Source organism: Undibacterium sp. Ji50W (assembly GCF_049340445.1).
Classification (GTDB): domain Bacteria; phylum Pseudomonadota; class Gammaproteobacteria; order Burkholderiales; family Burkholderiaceae_D; genus Undibacterium.
Window position 1 is genome coordinate 170,806 of sequence record NZ_JBMPOX010000009.1, and the last position, 19,162, is coordinate 189,967.

Below are 19,162 nucleotides of genomic sequence, written 5' to 3' on the forward strand. Positions count from 1 at the left end.
TTTTTGGTGCTGCATCTGCGCAGATGCGCATCTGCGTCTTTTGCTATTGTTGCCGTTTTTTTGAACTAATCATCATGCTGCCAGCTTGCGCGTGGCTGGTGTGGGCGGCAGGTAGTCAGTGATGCTGGCCAGATGCAAATGCTGGGTTTCTGTTGCTGATGCCTGGGTTTTAAAGACGCTGACTGCGGCGCCCAGCAAGGCTGCCTGCTGTTCCAGTTTGGCAGTCGATTCGCTGGCTTGTTCTACCAGGCAGGTATTGTCCTGGGTGATCTGGTCTATATCAGCAATGGCCTGGTTGACGTGAGAAATACCCACGCTTTGATCCTGGCTCGCTTGCGCAATCTGCCGTATGAGTTCGGTCACCAGCGCTACATTTTCAGCAATATCCTGCATGGTCTTGCCTGCGGTATTGATCATGCTGCTGCCGGCTTCCACTGCCTGACCGGATGCGGCGATCAGGGTCTTGATTTCCTTGGCGGCAGTGGTGCTGCGTTGCGCCAGATTTCTTACCTCGGCTGCCACCACGGCAAAGCCACGTCCTTCCTGACCGGCGCGGGCAGCTTCTACTGCGGCGTTCAGTGCCAGGATATTGGTCTGGAAGGCGATACCGTCCATGACACCGATAATTTCGGTAATTTTCCTGGAGCTTGCACTGACGGTTAGCATGGACAGGATAGTGCTATCCATGACTCGCAAACCTTGCTGTACTCTTTCGGCCGAGCTGTGAATCAGGCTGTTGGCCTGCGCCAGGTTACCTGCATTTTCCGTGATGGTCGCGGTCAGTTCATCAATGGCGCTGGCAGTTTGCTGCAAGGCTTCCGCCTGGCTTTCAGTGCGGCTGGCGAGGTCAGTATTTTCATCATGGATTTCTCTGGCGATCACATCCACCGTGAGGGCACCATTGCGGATATTCGTCACCATGTCACACAAGTGCTGGTTCATCGCGCCGACGGCATTGATCAACTGCGCCAGTTCATCCTTGCCCTTGCTATGCACACGGTTTTGCAGATTGCCGGCAGCGGTTTCAGCAATGGCCTGAGTTAACAGTTTCAGGTCGCTGGTCAATGCCAGGTAAATCGCGATCAGGAAGTAGGTGGCGATGACCAGCAGCGCAATGATACAGGCCGACATCTTCCATGAACGCTGGTTCACGTCTTCGATATCGGCATTCAGATTCTGCTTGATCAGCGTGGCGATGACTGCCTCTGATTGTGTCAGTTTTTCTATGGTACCCAGGCCCGCAAGCAAGAAGGCATCACCGGAACTTTGATTGACCGAGGCCAGGACTTCATCCTGTGAACGGGCCAGGAATTTTTTTGCATCTTCGATTTGCTGCTGTATGTTTGCTTGTGCCGCTGCGTATTGCGGCTGATGCTGACTGATATCTTGCATGAGCTGGGCCAGGTTGTTCAGCTCATGCCGTGCCAGCATATGCATGGAATTCAGCATGACATCTTCACCAGCTTCAAACAGGCCGCTGTCGATATAGGCAGCACCACGCCCGGCTATCAGCGCCAGCTTTTCTTCAATCTGGGGCAGGGTGCTGACATAGGCATTCGCCAGTTGATGTGTTTTCAAATCACCATCCAGCGTCAGTTTAGATGTGTGGGCGATGGCCGTGACTTCGTTATCGATAGCCTGTATCAGCTTGCTGTGTTCGGCAAAGCTCTCCGGTGCCTTGAAGCTGTTTTGTTTTGCCAGCATGGCTGACCATAGTGTTTTCAGGGCTTCCTTGCGGTCCAGCTGTTCCAGTGCTTCGTCAATCCTGGTCTGGTTTTCAGCCAGTGCATTGGCGGTTTGTTTATTTCCCTGCAGGCGCATATGTTGTAGCGCACGCTGCTTTTGCACTAGCAGACGCAGCTTGCCTCTTTCTGCAATGGTGTTGATGGCAGTCTGCTTGGCTTCGATTTGCAGGATGTCGTTTCTCATATCCCGAAACAGCAGGAAGAGTACGACCAGTAAGGGTATGCCGAATGCCAGAGCGACAAAACTGAATTTGTGGGCGATCCTGACGTTGCGCATCAGACGAATGGCGGGGGAGCTGAATAAGTTCACTTTGAGGCACCAATCATGAGAAATACAATTTTTGAGAGCCTAATCCGTCAATATGACTATGCCGTGACAGTTGGCTTGTCTTCAGGAAATATTCTGCTCCGTCTCAAACTCATGCCGGAAAGCTTATGGTTTTGAATGAAAGTGGGGCGCAAAGGTAATGACATGGGATGTCCGAGGAGGGACTGATGTGTTTTATTGCTATGGTGAGATACAAATATGCAGGCGGGGAGCATTTTCCATGAGATAGTTAAATCAAACGTTTGATTTATGTTAGGATGCGTTTCATGAAAAAGTCCAGCCATAATAAAACTGCCAGCCAAACCGCAAGCCAAACCGCCAGCAGGTCTATCCAGTCCAAATTGATTACACCATCCACGACCCATGCGGGTAAGCCCTTACGGGTGGATGGGATAGAGGCGCGTACCCGCCTGCTTGACAGTGCCCTGCAATTATTTGCAGGAAGAGGATATGCCAAGACATCCACACGTGAAATCGCCAGGGCTGCTGAGGTGAATATTTCTGCCATCAGTTATTACTTTGGCGATAAGGCAGGCTTGTACCGTGCGGTGTTCAACGACCCCCGCAGCAATCCGAATGTGGATCCGGCTATTTTTGAGCAACCTGAAACGCAATTGCGCGACATATTGTCAGCGCTGATGTGTTCGTTTACCGATTCCCTGAAACAGGGGGAGATGGTAGAGCAATGCATGAAACTGCATTTCCGCGAAATGCTGGAGCCCACCGGTTTATGGGGGGAAGAAATCGATACCATGATACGCCCAGCCCATCAGGGACTGGTCCGTTTGTTGTGTCGCTATCTGGGTATCCGGCGCGCTGATGATGATGTGCACAGACTGGCTTTTTCCGTTACAGGCCTGGCAGTTTCCCTGATGGTCAGTCGTGACCTGATGCAGGTCATACGACCGGCATTGATCGCCAGACCCAAGGCCATCGATGTCTATTCATCCCGCTTGGCTGATTACGCCATGGCCATGTGTGAAGACGAAAAACGGCGTCGATTTTTGCATTCTTCCGATAATTTAACTTCATAAACAGCGATATGATCATTCGACGTTTGATACTTACTGCCGGCAGTGTTTCTCTGCTTGCTGCCTGTGCCACCACCAACACCGGTGTGGCGGGTATGGCTACCGTGCCGGCGCAGTGGCAGGCGGCTTTGCCATCCACTGAAAAAAATGCCGAACTGCGGTCCTGGTGGCAAGCCCAGGGTGACGCCACCCTGGTAGAACTGATTGATGCGGCACAAGCCGTCAGCCCATCAATTGCGCAAGCCTGGTCGCGCATAGAAACAGCCAGGGCGGCCAGGGTTGCCAGTGGTGCGGCCTTGCTGCCTTCGCTGGATGCGGTGGCGAATGTCAGCCGGGCAAAAAATCAGATTGGTGTTCCGGTCGCGAGTACGGCGCAAGTGGGTTTGCAGACTACGTGGGAACTGGATCTGTTCGGTGTCAATCGCGCCACCAATCAGGCAGCAGAGGCGGATCTGGAAGGCAGCAGGGCGCAATGGCATGATGCCCGCATCGTGGTCGCGGCGGAAGTCGCCCAGCTGTATTTTTCTGTGCTGAGTTGCCGTCAGGTCGCCGATATCACCTGGCAGGATGCCCGTTCCAGGGCAGAAACTGCACGTTTGACAGAACTCAGTGCGCAGGCCGGCATGACATCGAATGCAACTGCCAGCCTGACGCGTTCCAGTGCGGCAGAGGGAAATAGCCGCGCCATCCAGCAGGCAGCCCAGTGTGACCGTGACATCAAGGCACTGGTTGCCATGACAGCCAGGCCAGAGCCGGAACTGCGGCAAAAGCTGGATGCCCTCAGCCGTGATGCAGCGACAAAGAATTTGCTGCCATTGGGAATCAGTAGCGTACCGGCGCAAGTCTTGCAGCAACGTCCTGACGTGTACGCCGCAGAAAAAGAAGTGAGCATGGCCAGTTCCCAGATCGGTGCGGCAGAAGCGCGTCGCTATCCGCGCCTGACACTGAGTGGATCGATAGGCGGCATGCGTTACCGCAGCATGGGTACTGATAGCAGCATGGATACCTGGTCTATCGGCCCGCTGGCACTGACACTGCCCATCTTTGATGGTGGCCAGGCGGTAGCCAATGTTGACGCAGCAAAGGCGCGCTATCTGGCTGCCAGCAGCAGTTACACCAGCAAGGTCAGACAGGCGGTGCGTGAAGTGGAAGAAGCGCTGGTGAATTTGCAAAGCACCGATGCCCGCCGCCAGGATTCGGAACTGGCTGCACGCGGCTATGCGCAGGCATTGCAGGCAACCACGGTGCGCTACAACCAGGGCATGGCAAGTTTGTTGGAACTGGAAGATGCAAGGCGTACGGCGTTTGCCTCACAGTCATCGCTGATCAGTCTGCAACTTGAAAGAAATAATGCCTGGATCGCGTTATACAAGGCATTGGGTGGCGGCTGGGACATACACACACCTGCGGCCAACCCCACGCCTGTTGCGCCGCTGACGCCATCTGCCTCGTCTGCCTCATCTGCCGATAGCGTCACCACCCCATCACATTCCTGAATTTAACGAATAATAGAAAGCCTCATTCATATGATCCCATTCATTTCACGCAAACCAGTTTTCCTGGGCTTGAGTTTGGCGGGTGTTGTTGCAGTCGCGGCTGGTGGCTTGTGGATTTCTTCCACATCTGTTGCTGCAGATGCTAACTCAAAGCCTGGCAGCGCCAGTGCTTCGGCAAGTGCAGCCGCGCCAACCAAGCCAGCACTGACGGTAACCACCACCAAGGCAGTGGCAGGCAACTTGCTCATCAAGCTGGCCGCCAATGGCAGTGTTGCTGCCTGGCAGGAAGCATTGATAGGATCAGAAGCCAATGGCCTGCGCATACAGGAACTGCATGCCAATATCGGTGACCATGTGCAGCGTGGCCAGTTGCTGGTGAGTTTTTCCAGCGATACCGTGAAGGCCGACCTGGCCCAGGCCCAGGCCAGCCTGTCAGAGGCACAAGCCAATCTGGCAGATGCCGTCGCCAATGCCGACCGTACCCGCGCCTTGCAATCCAGTGGCGCTCTGAGTGCGCAGCAGGTTGGGCAATACCTGACAGCCGAACAAACTGCCAAAGCCAGGGTGGAAGCCGCAAAAGCAAATGTCGATGCACAGCAACTGCGCATGAAAAATACCCGTGTGCTGGCGCCAGACAGCGGCATCATCACCGCCCGTTCGGCAACCCTGGGTGCCGTGGTGGCCAATGGGGCTGAACTGTTTCGCATGATACGTCAGGGACGTCTGGAATGGCGGGCAGAAGTCACGGCCAGTGAAATGGCCAGATTGACACCCGGCACCGAAGCCGTCGTCACCGCCCCCGGTGGCACGCAATGGAAGGGCAAGGTCAGGGTGGTATCGCCGACTGTCGATGCACAGACCAGGATGGGTCTGGTGTATGTGGATCTGTTGCCCACGGTCGCCGTGGTATCAGGCAAGTCGCAAGTGGTAACGCAAACGAATGGTCAGGCATTCAAACCTGGCATGTTTGCCAAAGGTGAATTTGTCATGGGTAGTTCACAGGCATTGACGATTCCTCAGCAGGCGGTGGTGGTGAGGGATGGTTTCAGTTATGCCTTCCGCCTGAATCCAGATGGTCGCGTGACCCAGATCAAATTGCAGACTGGCCGTCGCGTCAGTCTGCCGCAGGGTGATCAGGTTGAAGTGACCCAGGGCCTGAATGCCGACAGCATCATTGTCGCCAACGGTGCCGGTTTCCTGAATGATGGTGATGCGGTGAAGGTGGTGGCTGCTACAGCCGCAGTGGCCGGACCGGCACCTGCAAAAAATTAAGGGGCAAACGTGAATTTTTCATCCCTCTCCATCAAGAATCCGATTCCAGCCATCATGCTGTTTGTGTTGCTGACACTGGCCGGCATATTGTCGTTCCGCACGACCATCGTGCAAGATTTTCCGGATATAGAATTGCCCATCGTGACCGTCAGCGCACCGTTGTCCGGTGCGGCACCGGCGCAATTGGAAACCGAGGTCGCCCGCAAGATAGAAGATGCGGTCGCGTCTTTGCAGGGCGTCAAAAACGTCTATACCAAGGTGCTGGACGGTGATGTCGAAGTGACGGTCGAATTTGTTTTGGAAAAAGTCATTTCTGATGCCGTCAATGAAGTACGCGACGCCGTGGCAACCGTGCGTGCCGACCTGCCCAGCGAAATGCGTGACCCCACGGTGAGCAAGGCGTCGACAGCCGGCCGTGTCATCATGACGTATACCGTCGAAGCGACCGAGCCTGACAAAGACAGCCATGTGGTTGTGGGTGAAAGCAGTAAGCCAGATGCACAGGACCTGAGCTGGTTCGTTGACAATACCGTTTCAAAACGTTTGCGCAGCGTACCTGGTGTAGGTGCCGTCAAACGCATGGGCGGTGTGACCCGTGAAGTGCGGGTGGAACTGGATACCGCCAAAATGGCGGCATTGAATGTGGCCGCCGTGGATGTATCGCGTCGCTTGAAACTGGTGCAGCAGGAAGCACCAGGCGGTCGTGGTGACGTCAGTGGTGCCGAGCAATCGGTGCGTACCATTGCTACCGTCAAGACTGCAGCCGAACTGGCTACACTGGATGTGCCTTTGCCGGATGGCCGTCACATACGCCTGGACCAGGTGGCCAGGGTGCTGGATACCGTCAGTGAGCCACGTTCCGCCGCAACCCTGGATGGCAAGCCGGTGGTCGGTTTTGAAGTCTTTCGTACCAAGGGTGCGAGTGAGGTGGATGTGGCCAGGGGTTCACGTGTTGCAGTCGAAGAATTGCAGGCGGCGCATCCGAACATGAAATTCCATCAGGCTATCGATAATGCTCAGCCTGTGGAAGAGAATTTTGATGGCTCCATGGATTTGCTGTATGAAGGGGCCTTGCTGGCGATTCTGGTTGTGTTCTGGTTTCTGCGCGATTGGCGTGCCACGCTGGTCGCGGCTGCGGCCCTGCCTTTGTCGGTGATCCCGACTTTCCTCGGTTTGAAATATTTCGGCTATACCCTCAACACCGTGACCTTGCTGTCATTGGCGCTGGTAGTGGGGGTGTTGGTGGATGACGCGATTGTGGAAATTGAAAACATCGTCCGCCATTTGCACATGGGTAAAACACCGATGCAGGCAGCGATGGAAGCGGCCGATGAAATTGGTATGGCCGTCATCGCCACTACCTTTGCGCTGGTCGCCGTGTTTTTGCCGACGGCCTTTATGGGCGGCGTACCGGGCCTGTTCTTCAAACAGTTTGGCTGGACGGCAGTGATTGCGATTCTGGCTTCGCTGGTGGTGGCGCGTTTGCTGACACCGATGATGGCGGCATACATCATGAAGTCGCCGAAACCAGGCAAGACTGGCGTGCATGCAGAAGGTGTGCATGGTCAGCCAGACGGCTGGCTCATGACGCGGTATATGAAAACCATGCAGTGGTGCTTGCGTCATCGTCTGGTGACCATGATCGCTGCGACTGTATTTTTTGTCTGCTCGATTGCGCTGGTCGGCTTGTTGCCTACCGGTTTCGTGCCATCGGCAGATCGTGCACAAACCCAGGTCAATATAGAACTGCCGCCAGGCAGCACCCTGGCAGAAACCCGTACAACGGCAGAGCAGGCCAGGGTCGCCATCATGCGCGACAAGAACATCATCAATGTATTCAGTTCCATCGGTGGTGGTTCCAGCGGTGATGCTTTTGCGCCAGGTGCAGCAGCAGAAGCCAGACGCGCCGTGCTGACTGTGACGGCGGTGCACAGGAATAATCGCAAGGATTCCATCAGTGATATCGATGCCAAGATACGTAAGGAAGTGGCAGATATTTCCGGTGCCAAGTTCACCGTAGGGCCACCGGATACGGGTGTCAAGATGCAACTGGTCTTGCAGAGTGAGGATCCCTTGGCCCTGATAGAAGCGGCTCAAAAAGTCGAAAGGGAATTGCGCACCCTGAAGGGCATCGGCAATGTCAGTTCCAGTGCATCGCTGGTGCGTCCTGAAATCATCGTGCGTCCCGACCCGGCCAGGGCCGCCGATCTGGGTGTGACTGCTGCCAGCATAGGTGAAACCGTGCGTGTGGCAACCGCGGGTGATTATGACCAATCCTTACCCAAGCTGAATCTGTCACAACGTCAGGTGCCTATCCGCGTGAAGTTGCCAGACAGCTTCAGGGCAGACCTGGCGGAGATAGAACGCCTGACCGTACCCGGCAAAAATGGCCCCGTCATGTTGGGCACTGTCGCCAGCGTGACGATGGAATCCGGCCCGGCACAGATAGACAGGTTGAACCGCAAGCGCAATGTGACCCTGGATGTGGAACTGGGTAACCGTCAACTGGGTGAAGTGAATGAAGAAGCGCGTGCTTTACCGAGCATGAAAAACCTGCCACCTTCAGTCAGTATTGCTGAACTGGGCGACGCGCAAGAGATGCAGGCCCTGTTCGCCAGCTTTGGTATCGCCATGCTGATCGGCGTATTGTGTATCTATGGTGTCCTGGTCTTGCTGTTCAAGGATTTCTTGCAACCGGTGACTATCCTGGCTGCCCTGCCTTTGAGTATCGGTGGTGCTTTCGTGGCCTTGCTGGTGACCGGGCGTGCGCTGTCCATGCCATCCATGATAGGCCTGATCATGCTCATGGGTATCGTCACCAAGAACTCCATCCTGCTGGTGGATTACGCTGTTATCGCAAGGGAAGCCGGCATGAGTCGGTTTGATGCCCTGGTGGATGCCTGCCACAAGCGCAGCCGCCCCATCATCATGACCACCATTGCCATGGGGGCCGGCATGATGCCGCTGGCTTTAGGCTGGGGCGCTGACCCCAGCTTCCGTTCGCCGATGGCGATTGCGGTGATAGGCGGTTTGATTACCTCAACCCTGTTGAGCCTGTTGGTGGTACCGGCAGTGTTTACCTATATCGATGATTTTGAACATTTGCTGGGAAAAATCAGGCATTGGCTGAAAGGCAAACCGGTCGCGGCAACATCGTGATGAATACCTGAATCAGGGGCAATACGTGGTTTCTTGATCCTGATTGTTTGGTGCAAAAAACAAAGGCCCGGGTGCATGCAGATGCACCCGGGCCTTTTTGCATTTCCATGGCTGCATGCCAATCCTAAAAGTAAATTGTCTTTTGGAAATGCTTATATTGTACTGAATTACTAAATTGTTAAAAGAAATGCAAAAATTACGACGATTTAAGCACATCAGATTGTGGGCTCTAATTGCGCTTTGTTATAATGACAGCCTGATTTGTTACAAATTGTATAGGACAGATTTTTTGCGCTATCAGCGAACCGTGTGGTGTGCCTGAGTGGAAAATAAAAATAATGCGTAAAAATGGAGTTCGTTTTTCTATTGCAAGTCATGCTGCCTGGGCCCCGGGCGTCGATACGCCAGATGCCTGGAAGGAATGGGCGAAAGCGCCTTTTCCTTTTGCGGGCGATGCCGAACCAGCCGTGGCTGCGATGCCGCCGATGTTGCGTCGTCGTGCCGGTTCCCTTGGGAAGATGGCACTGGAAGTGGCTTATCAATGCCTGGATGGGCGTACCAATATTCCCACTGTGTTTTGCTCGCGTCATGGCGAAGTGACGCGTGCCATTGATTTGCTGACAGAACTGGTGCAAGAGCAATCTGTATCACCGACCGGATTTGGCCTGGCCGTACACAATGCCAGTGCCGGTTTGTTTTCGATTGCCCGCAAGGATCAGGCAAATCATATTGCCCTGGCAGCTGGTAATAGCACGATAGAGCATGGTGTGATTGAGGCTTGTGGCTTGTTGGCAGATGGCGAGCCCATGGTGCTGCTGGTTGCTTACGACCAACCCTTGCCTGAACTCATGAAACAGTTCCAGGATGTCGATGAACAGCCTTATGCCTGGGCATGGCTGATGACGCCGGCACAGGACGATGTCATCCAGTTACGATGTGAAAGCGTTACAGACAGGCAGGAAGACAGCTTGGATGCCGAATCGGGAGCGGATGTGGGTGCAATGACATCCGGCTTGCAGATATGGCGCTTTGAATGCGGCGCGCAGTCGAAGCTAATCCGGCTGGCGGGAACGCGCCGCTGGATCTGGTCGCGAGATGTTTGATTATCTCGATCGTTGCTGGCGTATCGTTGCCACAGGCATCAGTTTTACGGCTTTCGGTATAGGCGGTGTAGTGCTGTGGGTGGTGGTATTTCCGCTGTTGCATCTTCTGGTATGGCAACAAGACCGGCGCAGGACGATGGCACGCCATATCATACGCTGGACGTTTCGTTGTTTTGTCGGCCTGATGCGCTTGCTGGGCGTATTGCGTTATGAGTTGATAGGGCTGGAAAAACTGGAGCGTGGTGGCTTGTTAATACTGGCTAATCATCCTACCTTGATAGATACCGTATTTTTAATGGCATTTGTCAAACACGCCGACTGTATAGTGAAGGGACGCCTGCGGAATAATGTGTTTACCCGTGGGCCGGTAAGGGCAGCAGCGTATATCAGTAATGAACACGGGCAAGATTTGCTGGAAGCATGTATCGCGTCCTTGCGAGCGGGAAATAACCTGATCATTTTCCCCGAAGGTACGCGCACCCCGGCAGATGGTGTTATCAGCCTCAAGCGCGGCGCTGCCAATATCGCTGTGCGTGGTGTACGCGCGGTCACTCCGGTATTGATACGTTGCGAGCCACCCACCCTTGGAAAAGGGGAAAAGTGGTGGCAGGTACCGTGCAAATTGGCGCAGTTCAGAATAGAAGTAAGGGATGATATTCCGATACAGGGTTTTATCGACGCCGGTCAATCGGACGTCATGGCGGCACGTCATCTGACGGACCACCTGCAACATTATTTTACCGAGGAAAACCAACGTCATGCTTGAACAAGAAGTAAAAGAACTGATTATCGAAGTGCTGCAACTGGAAGACATCACAGCCGCCGATATAGATAGCAATGCGCCTTTGTTTGTAGAAGGCCTGGGCCTGGATTCCATCGATGCGCTTGAGCTGGGTGTAGCTTTACAAAAACGTTACGGTATTTCGCTGTCTGCTGATTCAGAAGACACGCGTCGCCATTTCGCATCAGTCAGCGCACTTGCTGCACTGATTGAAACACATAGAAAGAAGTAAGGGGCAGGCAATGGTTGTGGTAAGTGCAATGAGCAAAGATGAATTGTTTGTGTGGGTAGTGGATCTGCTGGCTGAGATGTTTGAGCTGGACAAGTCTTCATTGACACTGGAATCAAATCTATACGCAGACCTGGATATTGACAGCATTGATGCTGTCGATCTGGCCGTCAAGCTGAAACAAATGACAGGCTTGCGTTTGCAACCCGACGTGTTCAAGAAAATTCGGACTATCGGGGATGTAGTGGAAGCCCTGGGCAATCTCACTGCGGAGTAATCAGCATCTTTCGCCGAATACTGGCCGCGCTGGCGGTCGTCCTCACAATACTTTATCCGCTGGTGATCTGGTTGGGTCAGGGGCAGGTAGAGCCGCGCTGGATGGCTGCCCTGTTGTTGCTGGCGGCTGCCACAAGAATCCCCAGTTTCAAGCTCAGTCAAATCGCCCGCTGGTCCATGTTTGCAGCCCTGGTGCTGGCGGCATGCGCGGTCTGGGCGAATGCCTTGTTGCCGTTGAAATTATATCCGGTTCTGGTGAATGCAGTACTGCTGGCCGTGTTTGGTTTCAGTCTGGCCGTTCCACCTTCCATGGTCGAACGCTTGGCCCGTTTGCGTGAGCCGGATTTGCCGCCAGCGGCAGTGGCTTACACCAGGCGCGTGACCCAGGTCTGGTGCGTGTTTTTCATATTCAATGGGGCTATCGCTTTGGGCACCGCCCTTTGGGCATCGGCCCAGGTGTGGTCACTGTATACCGGCGTCATCGCCTACATCCTCATGGGATTGTTGTTCGGCCTCGAATATCTGGTACGTCTACGATTTAAGCGGCTGCATCATGTCTGATTTTTTTTCTGATCCTTGCCTGGCGGTGGCATCCCGTCCGGCACAATCTGTGGTCGGCTTACGTGCCGGTTCCATTACTTTATCTCATTCCGCTTTCATGCAGCGCATAGGTGCGTGGTCGCATGCTTTTCAGCACCTGCCCGGCAAGCAACTGGCCCTGTATCTGAATGATAGCCTGGAATTTGCAGCGGCCTTGCTGGCGGCATGGCAGTGCGGTAAAACCGTCTGGCTGAATGCCGATACCCTGAACAGCAGTTGCGCGGCAATGGCGAAATCTGTCGATGCATTTGCCGGTGATTTTCCTGCCGAATTTCAGCCACTGCAAGCCAGTCCAGCACCTGTCCACCTACCGCCGCTGACTGGCCTGGACCCTGAGTTTTTGGGCTTGGTGGTGCATACCTCAGGCAGTACCGGGCAGGCGCAGGCAGTACCTAAAAAAATCTCACAACTGACCAGTGAAGTGGCCAACCTGGAAGAGGTGTTTGGTGCACGCCTGGAAAATGCTGTGGTGCTGGCGACAGTTTCGCATCAGCACATCTATGGTTTGCTGTTCCGGATTTTATGGCCTTTGGCAGCAGGGCGTGTCATTCATGCAGAAAGCCTGAGCTTTCCTGAACAATTGCTGCAACTGGCCGGGCAAGCAGACTGTGTGCTGATTGCCAGCCCGGCCCACCTGAAACGTTTACCCGACCATCTGGATTGGCAGGCTGCCAGGCAGCACCTGCGTGCCGTGTTTTCATCCGGCGGGCCATTGACTGCAGAAGTCGCATTTTCAGTCGGAAAATTATTGGGACAGGTCCCCCTGGAAGTGTATGGCAGTTCCGAAACCGGCGGCATTGCCTGGCGTCAGCGCAAGCAGGGCAATATCGATACCTGGCAAGCGCTGCCCGGAGTGGCATGGCGTATTCATCAGGAAGATGGCTTGCTGGAAGTACGTTCACCACATTTGATGCAGGATGCCTGGCTGCGTTTGACAGATAGAGGACAGATGACGGAAGACGGCCATCTGCTGTTGCTGGGGCGTAGTGACCGTATTGTCAAAATTGAAGAAAAAAGAATTTCACTGGACGCCATGGAACAGGCTTTGCTGAGTTCAGAACTGGTGAACGAAGTGCGTATCCTGGTCGATGAAGAAGTCGCTGGTCAGCGACAGAAATTAACGGCCTTTGTGGTGCCCTCTGCACTAGGACATGACTTGCTGGCGCAGACGGATAAAAATACCTTCAACCAGCGTTTGCGCGCCTTGTTGTCTGGCGTGGTCGATGCCATTGCACTACCGCGTCGCTGGCGTTACCTGGACCAGATGCCGGTCAATGCCCAGGGCAAGACCACGCATGCGCAATTGCTGGCCCTGATCAATGAAAATCAGGACCAGCGACCACGCCTGCCACAGGTGCATATGCTGGAGCAGGAAGCTACGCGCGTCGTACTGGAATTGACCGTACCCGCATCGCTATTCTATTTCGATGGACATTTTGCGATCGCCCCGGTATTGCCTGGTGTGGTACAAGTTGACTGGGCCATTTTATATGGGCGTCAGTATTTTGATTTGCCAGCCATTTTTATCTCCATTCATGCGCTCAAGTTTCAGCAGGTGATTCATGCTGAAACTCCTGTCATGCTGGAAATGATCCACGACCTGCATAAGGGCAGTGTGCAATTCCGTTATTTTTCCGACGCCGGGCAACACGCCAGTGGTCGCATCTTATTCACCAATGAAAAGACCGCATGCTAGATAAAAAATTCTCCCCGGAACGCCAGAGTGCTTTTGCTGCCCGTTTTGAAGCGCAGAAGATCGCTTTCGGGCCTGTCGTGTTCCAATGCGTTCGCTATGCCTGGAAGCGCGGCATGCTGCAAGCCTTGTCGGATACTGGTAGTACTGGCCTGACGATTGCCGAACTGGCCGCCACCGGGCGCTGGACTGAATATGTGCTAAAGGTTGTGCTGGAAACCTGTCTGTCGGCTGGCGTCGTGTATTTGAGCGCGGGGCGCTATGTACTCGATAAAACCGGTTATTGCGTACTGACCGATGCGATTACCCAGATCAATCTCGATTTCAACCATGATGTATGTTACGAAGGCCTGTTCCGGCTGGACGCATCCCTGGACCAGGAAAAACCCTTGGGCCTGAGCGCGCTAGGTGACTGGCCCACCCTGTACCAGGGGCTGTCGCAATTGCCAGAACCTGCCAAAACCAGCTGGTTTGCGTTTGACCATCATTATTCGGATACATCTTTCCCGGATATCTTGCCGGATGTATTCGCCACGGCACCGCGCCGCCTGATGGATATCGGTGCGAATACCGGCAAGTTCAGCTGCGCGGCGCTGGCCTACAATCCGTCAGTGGAAATGCATCTGGTTGACCTGCCCAGGCAATTGATAGTTGCCGAAGAAAACCTGCGCAAGGCTGGTGTGGCTGAGCGTGCGCATTTTCATCCGGTGGATTTATTGGATGCTGAACTGACATTGCCTGCAGATATGGACATGATCTGGATGAGCCAGTTCCTCAGCTGTTTTTCCGAACCGGCCATTGCCAGTATCTTGCAGCGTGCTGCTGCCGCCCTCAGTCCTCAGGGACAGTTGTTGATCATGGATACTTTCTGGGACCGGCAACGTTACGATATCGCCGCTTTTTGCCTGATCAATACCTCGCCGTATTTCACGTCCATGGCCAGCGGCAACAGCAAGATTTACGAAAGCAATGACTATATACGTCTGGCAGAAGCCGCCGGCCTGCAATTGCTGACCACCCGTGACGATATTGGTTACTGCCATTCCCTGCTGCGATTTACGAGGGCAGGGAAGTAAAGTGTTCAAAGCCTGCGTATTGATCCCCGTCTACAACCACGAACATGCCATTACTGCGGTAGTGCATGCCGTCCTGGCGCATGACGTGGATTGCATACTGGTCGATGACGGCTGCTCGCCCGCTTGTGCCAGGGTGCTGGATGACTTGCATGCGGCAACGCCGGCGCGGGTCAGCCTGTTGCGCCATGCCAGTAATCAGGGCAAGGGTGCGGCGGTGATGACAGGGTTTGAACATGCGGCAAAAACCGGCTACACCCATTTGCTGCAGGTGGACGCCGATGGTCAGCATTGCATCGCTGATATTCCACGCTTTCTGGAACAGGCGCAGGCGCACCCACAGGCTATCATGGTCGGTTACCCGGTGTATGACGATTCGGTGCCGGCTGTGCGCCTGTATGCACGCTATCTGACCCATGTCTGGGTATGGATCAATACCCTGTCGTTGGCGATTCGTGATTCCATGTGTGGTTTCAGGGTGTATCCGATAAGCCCGGTAATGACACTGCTGGCGAAACAGAAGGTCGGTAAGCGCATGAATTTTGATACCGATATCCTGGTCAGGCTGTATTGGGACGGTGCCGACATTGTCAACCTGCCGACCAGGGTGGCGTATCCGTCGGATGGCGTTTCCCACTTCCGCGTCTGGCTGGATAATGTGCTGATCACCAAAATGCATACTCAATTATTCTTTGGCATGTTGTGGCGTTTTCCACGTTTGCTGTTACGTAACTGGCGGGGCAGGCCATGACTAAACCGGCGGCCACCAACAGGCATTGGGCCAGTATGAATGAAGTCGGTTTCGTGGCTGGCATGCGGCTGTTGTTCTGGATTTTTCGCTATTTTGGACGCTGGCCCTTCCGCATTGTCCTGTACCCGGTCTTGCTGTGGTACGTAATGCTGCAGGCGGTGCCGCGTCGCGCATCGATGGATTATTTGCGTCGCATTAATGCCTACCGCGCGGTACGACAAGGCTGGCTGGGGGTATTCCGGCATTTTGCTGCGTTTGCCGAAAGCATACTGGATAAAATGCTGCTCTGGGGGGGCTTGTTCAAGACTGAACAAGTGCAGTATCACGGACAAGAACAGATACATGCGCAGATGCTTACCCGAAGCGGCGCTGTATTGATTTGCTCACATCAGGGTAATCTGGAAATGTGCCGGGTATTGTCCCGCGATTTTCCTGACGTGAAATTGACCATACTCGTGCATACCAAGCATGCCCAGGTATTCAATCGCATGTTGGGCCAGCTAGATCCTCACAGCCAGATGGATTTGTTGCAAGTGACTGAAATGACACCTGCTACCGCTATGCTGCTGGCTGAAAAAATTGCCGGGGGCGGCTTTGTCGTCATCGCCGGTGACCGCATACCGGTGGCACCACAGCCCAGGGTGGCGTGCGCAAAATTTCTTGGGCAGGATGCGGCTTTCCCGGTAGGGCCGTACGTGCTTGCCAGTATTTTGCAGTGCCCGGTGTATTTATTGTTTTCCCTGCAGATGGATGGCGTGCCGCAGGTACGGTTCGAGTTACTGCGTGAATCAGTCAGGCTGCCCCGCAAGGATCGCGACACCATGTTGCAGGAACTGATAGCCGCCTACGCCGCACGACTGGAACACTATTGTGTGCAGGCACCCTTGCAATGGTTTAATTTTTACGATTTTTGGTATATACCTCATTTGGAACAAACAGATGCATCCCGCTGATCCGACCATCTCAACTATTTCCAGCAGCAAGCCGCGTGTCGTTGTGTTTGACCGCAACCGGCTCTGTATAGAAGATATTGTAGCTATTGCGCATGGCAAAGCGCAGGCCGTCTTGTCGGCTGATCCTGTTTTTCGGGCGGCAATTGCCCGTGGGGCGGATTTTCTGGATCGCCTGTTGCGGGAAGATGGCACCATCTATGGCGTCACCACGGGTTATGGTGATTCCTGCACGGTCACAGTACCGGCAGAACTGGTAGGGGAATTACCGCATCACCTGTACACCTACCATGGTTGCGGGCTGGGTGAATACCTGAACCCGGCACAGACCCGCGCCGTTTTGGCGACCCGCTTGGCCTCATTGTCCAAAGGGTTTTCCGGCGTCAGTGTGGAATTGCTGGTGCAGATCGCCAGTTTGCTTGAGCATGACCTGTTGCCCCTGATTCCGTCAGAAGGTTCGGTGGGTGCCAGTGGCGACCTGACTCCCCTGTCTTATCTGGCTGCCGTCTTGTGCGGCGAACGCGAAGTCTGGCGCAAGGGTGAACATGTGGCAGCTGCCCAGGCCCTGAGTGAAGCCGGCATCAAGCCTTTGCGGCTGCGCCCGAAAGAAGGCCTGGCGATCATGAATGGCACGGCGGTCATGACAGCACTGGCTTGCCTGGCGTATGACCGCGCCGCTTACCTGACGCAACTGACGACACGTATCACCGCGCTGGCTTCTTTCGCGCTGGATGGCAATGCCCATCATTTTGATGAAGTACTGTTCTCTGTCAAGCCACATGCAGGCATGCAGGGCGTGGCAGCATGGCTGCGCCATGATTTACCGGCAGGGCAGGTGGAACGCAATGGCAAGCGCCTGCAGGATCGTTATTCCATACGCTGTGCGCCCCATGTGATTGGCGTGCTGGCCGATGCCTTGCCATTTTTCCGGCAGTCCATAGAAAATGAATTGAACAGTGCCAATGACAATCCCATCATTGATGCCGACAATGAACGTGTACTGCACGGCGGCCATTTTTATGGCGGCCATATCGCATTTGCCATGGATGGCATGAAGAACGCCGTCGCCAACCTGGCTGATCTGCTTGACCGGCAAATGGCCTTGCTGGTGGACAGCCGTTACAACCATGGCCTGCCTGCCAATCTGTCTGGCGTGCAAGGGCCGCGTGCTGCCATCAATCATGGTCTCAAGGCTTTACAGATCAGCGCTTCTGCCTGGACGGCGGAAGCCTTGAAGCTGACCATGCCGGCCTCGGTGTTTTCACGTTCTACCGAATGTCATAACCAGGACAAGGTCAGCATGGGCACCATAGCCGCCAGGGATTGCCTGCGCGTGCTGGAACTGACCGAACAAGTGGTCGCCGCCTTGCTGATTACCGTACGTCAGGGTGTTTGGTTACGCTTGCGACTGCACCCGGAATTATCGCTTTCACCAGCGTTGACACAGATGATGGAAACCCTGGCCACAGATATCGCCCCGATACAGGAAGACCGCCGTCTGGAACCGGATTTGCGCCTGCTGCTGGAACGCATGCGGCAACAGGAATGGAGTCTGTATGCGTAAGAATGCCACCCCTAGCCGCTGGGCTGCCGAAGTCGAGATGCAGGTACAGTTTTTTGACCTGGACCCGATGGAGATAGTCTGGCATGGCAACTACGTCAAATACCTGGAAGTGGCGCGTTGTGCGCTGCTGGACAGTATTCAGTACAACTATGTGCAGATGAAAGAATCTGGCTATGCATGGCCAGTGATAGACATGCAGTTACGCTATGTGGCTCCAGCCAGTTTTGGGCAAAGACTGAAACTGCGTGCCGATATCGTCGAATGGGAAAATCGTTTGAAGATCGATTATCTGATCACCGATGCGGCCAGCGGAAAACGTCTGACCCGCGCCAGCACCACACAAGTCGCGGTGGAAATCAGCAGTGGTGAAATGTGCTTTGTTTCACCACCCGTACTATTTGAAAAATTGGGAGTGACCCCAGCATGAAACCCAGACTTTCCAGCTTGTTTGCGCTGATGGCAGTATTGCTGACGACTAATGCCAGTGCCACTTCGGCACTGACTACAAAAATCCAGAACACGCTGGCCAAACCTGCCATCCTGTGCGGTCGCTTTGACCAGACCAAGCAACTGGTGGGCATGAAAAAACCACTGGCTTCCAATGGCCGGTTTTGCGTGATCAATGGCAAGGGCGTGTTGTGGCGTACCTTGCAGCCTTTCCCGAATACCTTGCGGCTGACGCGCGATGAAATCGTGCATATGCAGGGCGATCGCGTTGCCATGCGACTGGATGCGCAAAAAGAACCCACCGTGCGCATGATCAATAGCGTGCTTTTTTCCCTGCTATCCGGGGACCTGGGCAAACTGGAATCGCTGTTTGAGGTGGATGGCACGGCTGACGCCGGTAGCTGGAAAGTCAGCCTCAAAGCACGCGAAGCGGCGCTGGCCAAAGCCATAGGACAGATCAGCCTGGATGGCGCAGCCTATGTAAAAAACATACATATCGACGAAGCCAGCGGCGACCGTACTGCGATTATCTTTTCCGATATTAAAACCGGTGAAACGGCAATCACTGCAGAAGAACTGGCGATGTTTTGATGACCTGCATACAACCTGAACCTGCTTTTGTAGACGCATGCAAACCACAGAATGGATAAAGCCTTAAAAAATC

17 protein-coding genes are annotated in these 19,162 nt (G+C 54.4%); 16 read left to right on the forward strand and 1 reads right to left on the reverse strand.

From position 1 onward, the window contains the following. Positions 1-72 precede the first annotated feature (72 nt). Positions 73-2,055, reverse strand: a complete 1,983-nt coding sequence (locus ACO0K9_RS15140; protein ID WP_422986281.1) for a methyl-accepting chemotaxis protein — start codon at positions 2,053-2,055, stop codon at positions 73-75. Positions 2,056-2,339: 284 nt separating this feature from the next. Here ACO0K9_RS15140 and ACO0K9_RS15145 point away from each other — a divergent pair, with 284 nt between their 5' ends. From ACO0K9_RS15145 to ACO0K9_RS15220, 16 genes are all read left to right on the forward strand, one after another. Beyond that, positions 2,340-3,107: a CerR family C-terminal domain-containing protein gene (locus ACO0K9_RS15145; protein WP_422986283.1), complete on the forward strand. Its 768-nt coding sequence runs from the start codon at positions 2,340-2,342 to the stop codon at positions 3,105-3,107. 8 nt (positions 3,108-3,115) lie between these two features. Continuing rightward, positions 3,116-4,600, forward strand: coding sequence for an efflux transporter outer membrane subunit (locus ACO0K9_RS15150; protein ID WP_422986285.1), 1,485 nt, complete (start codon positions 3,116-3,118; stop codon positions 4,598-4,600). A gap of 30 nt (positions 4,601-4,630) precedes the next feature. Continuing rightward, a complete protein-coding gene (locus ACO0K9_RS15155; RefSeq protein WP_422986287.1) occupies positions 4,631-5,872 on the forward strand; it encodes an efflux RND transporter periplasmic adaptor subunit in 1,242 nt (413 codons plus the stop codon). A 9-nt stretch (positions 5,873-5,881) separates the two neighbouring features. Beyond that, the gene (locus ACO0K9_RS15160) at positions 5,882-9,031 is read left to right on the forward strand and encodes an efflux RND transporter permease subunit (RefSeq protein ID WP_422986289.1); all 3,150 of its coding nucleotides are present in this window, start codon (positions 5,882-5,884) and stop codon (positions 9,029-9,031) included. A 338-nt stretch (positions 9,032-9,369) separates the two neighbouring features. Further along, entirely contained in the window at positions 9,370-10,134 is a 765-nt protein-coding gene (locus ACO0K9_RS15165) for a beta-ketoacyl synthase chain length factor (RefSeq protein WP_422986291.1), read from the forward strand. Beyond that, positions 10,127-10,900 carry a lysophospholipid acyltransferase family protein gene (locus ACO0K9_RS15170; RefSeq protein ID WP_422986293.1) on the forward strand — a complete coding sequence of 258 codons (774 nt, stop codon included), beginning with the start codon at positions 10,127-10,129 and terminating at the stop codon, positions 10,898-10,900. The genes ACO0K9_RS15165 and ACO0K9_RS15170 overlap by 8 nt, the downstream gene beginning before the upstream one ends. Then, positions 10,893-11,147: a phosphopantetheine-binding protein gene (locus tag ACO0K9_RS15175; RefSeq protein ID WP_186949074.1), complete on the forward strand. Its 255-nt coding sequence runs from the start codon at positions 10,893-10,895 to the stop codon at positions 11,145-11,147. The genes ACO0K9_RS15170 and ACO0K9_RS15175 overlap by 8 nt, the downstream gene beginning before the upstream one ends. Positions 11,148-11,175: 28 nt before the next feature. Next, entirely contained in the window at positions 11,176-11,421 is a 246-nt protein-coding gene (locus ACO0K9_RS15180) for an acyl carrier protein (RefSeq protein WP_422986295.1), read from the forward strand. 62 nt (positions 11,422-11,483) lie between these two features. Then, positions 11,484-11,981 carry a hypothetical protein gene (locus ACO0K9_RS15185; protein ID WP_422986297.1) on the forward strand — a complete coding sequence of 166 codons (498 nt, stop codon included), beginning with the start codon at positions 11,484-11,486 and terminating at the stop codon, positions 11,979-11,981. Next, a complete protein-coding gene (locus ACO0K9_RS15190) occupies positions 11,974-13,716 on the forward strand; it encodes an AMP-binding protein (RefSeq protein ID WP_422986299.1) in 1,743 nt (580 codons plus the stop codon). The genes ACO0K9_RS15185 and ACO0K9_RS15190 overlap by 8 nt, the downstream gene beginning before the upstream one ends. Then, positions 13,710-14,789 (forward strand): class I SAM-dependent methyltransferase, encoded by a 1,080-nt coding sequence (locus tag ACO0K9_RS15195; protein WP_422986301.1) that lies wholly within the window; start codon positions 13,710-13,712, stop codon positions 14,787-14,789. The genes ACO0K9_RS15190 and ACO0K9_RS15195 overlap by 7 nt, the downstream gene beginning before the upstream one ends. A 1-nt stretch (position 14,790) precedes the next feature. After that, positions 14,791-15,537, forward strand: a complete 747-nt coding sequence (locus tag ACO0K9_RS15200; RefSeq protein ID WP_422986303.1) for a glycosyltransferase family 2 protein — start codon at positions 14,791-14,793, stop codon at positions 15,535-15,537. Beyond that, positions 15,534-16,490 (forward strand): acyltransferase, encoded by a 957-nt coding sequence (locus tag ACO0K9_RS15205; protein ID WP_422986305.1) that lies wholly within the window; start codon positions 15,534-15,536, stop codon positions 16,488-16,490. Before ACO0K9_RS15200 ends, ACO0K9_RS15205 begins: the two co-directional genes overlap by 4 nt. Next, entirely contained in the window at positions 16,477-18,051 is a 1,575-nt protein-coding gene (locus ACO0K9_RS15210; protein WP_422986307.1) for an HAL/PAL/TAL family ammonia-lyase, read from the forward strand. The genes ACO0K9_RS15205 and ACO0K9_RS15210 overlap by 14 nt, the downstream gene beginning before the upstream one ends. Next, a complete protein-coding gene (locus tag ACO0K9_RS15215; RefSeq protein ID WP_422986309.1) occupies positions 18,044-18,478 on the forward strand; it encodes an acyl-CoA thioesterase in 435 nt (144 codons plus the stop codon). The genes ACO0K9_RS15210 and ACO0K9_RS15215 overlap by 8 nt, the downstream gene beginning before the upstream one ends. After that, entirely contained in the window at positions 18,475-19,089 is a 615-nt protein-coding gene (locus ACO0K9_RS15220) for a LolA family protein (protein ID WP_422986311.1), read from the forward strand. Before ACO0K9_RS15215 ends, ACO0K9_RS15220 begins: the two co-directional genes overlap by 4 nt. The last annotated feature ends 73 nt before the right edge of the window (positions 19,090-19,162 follow it).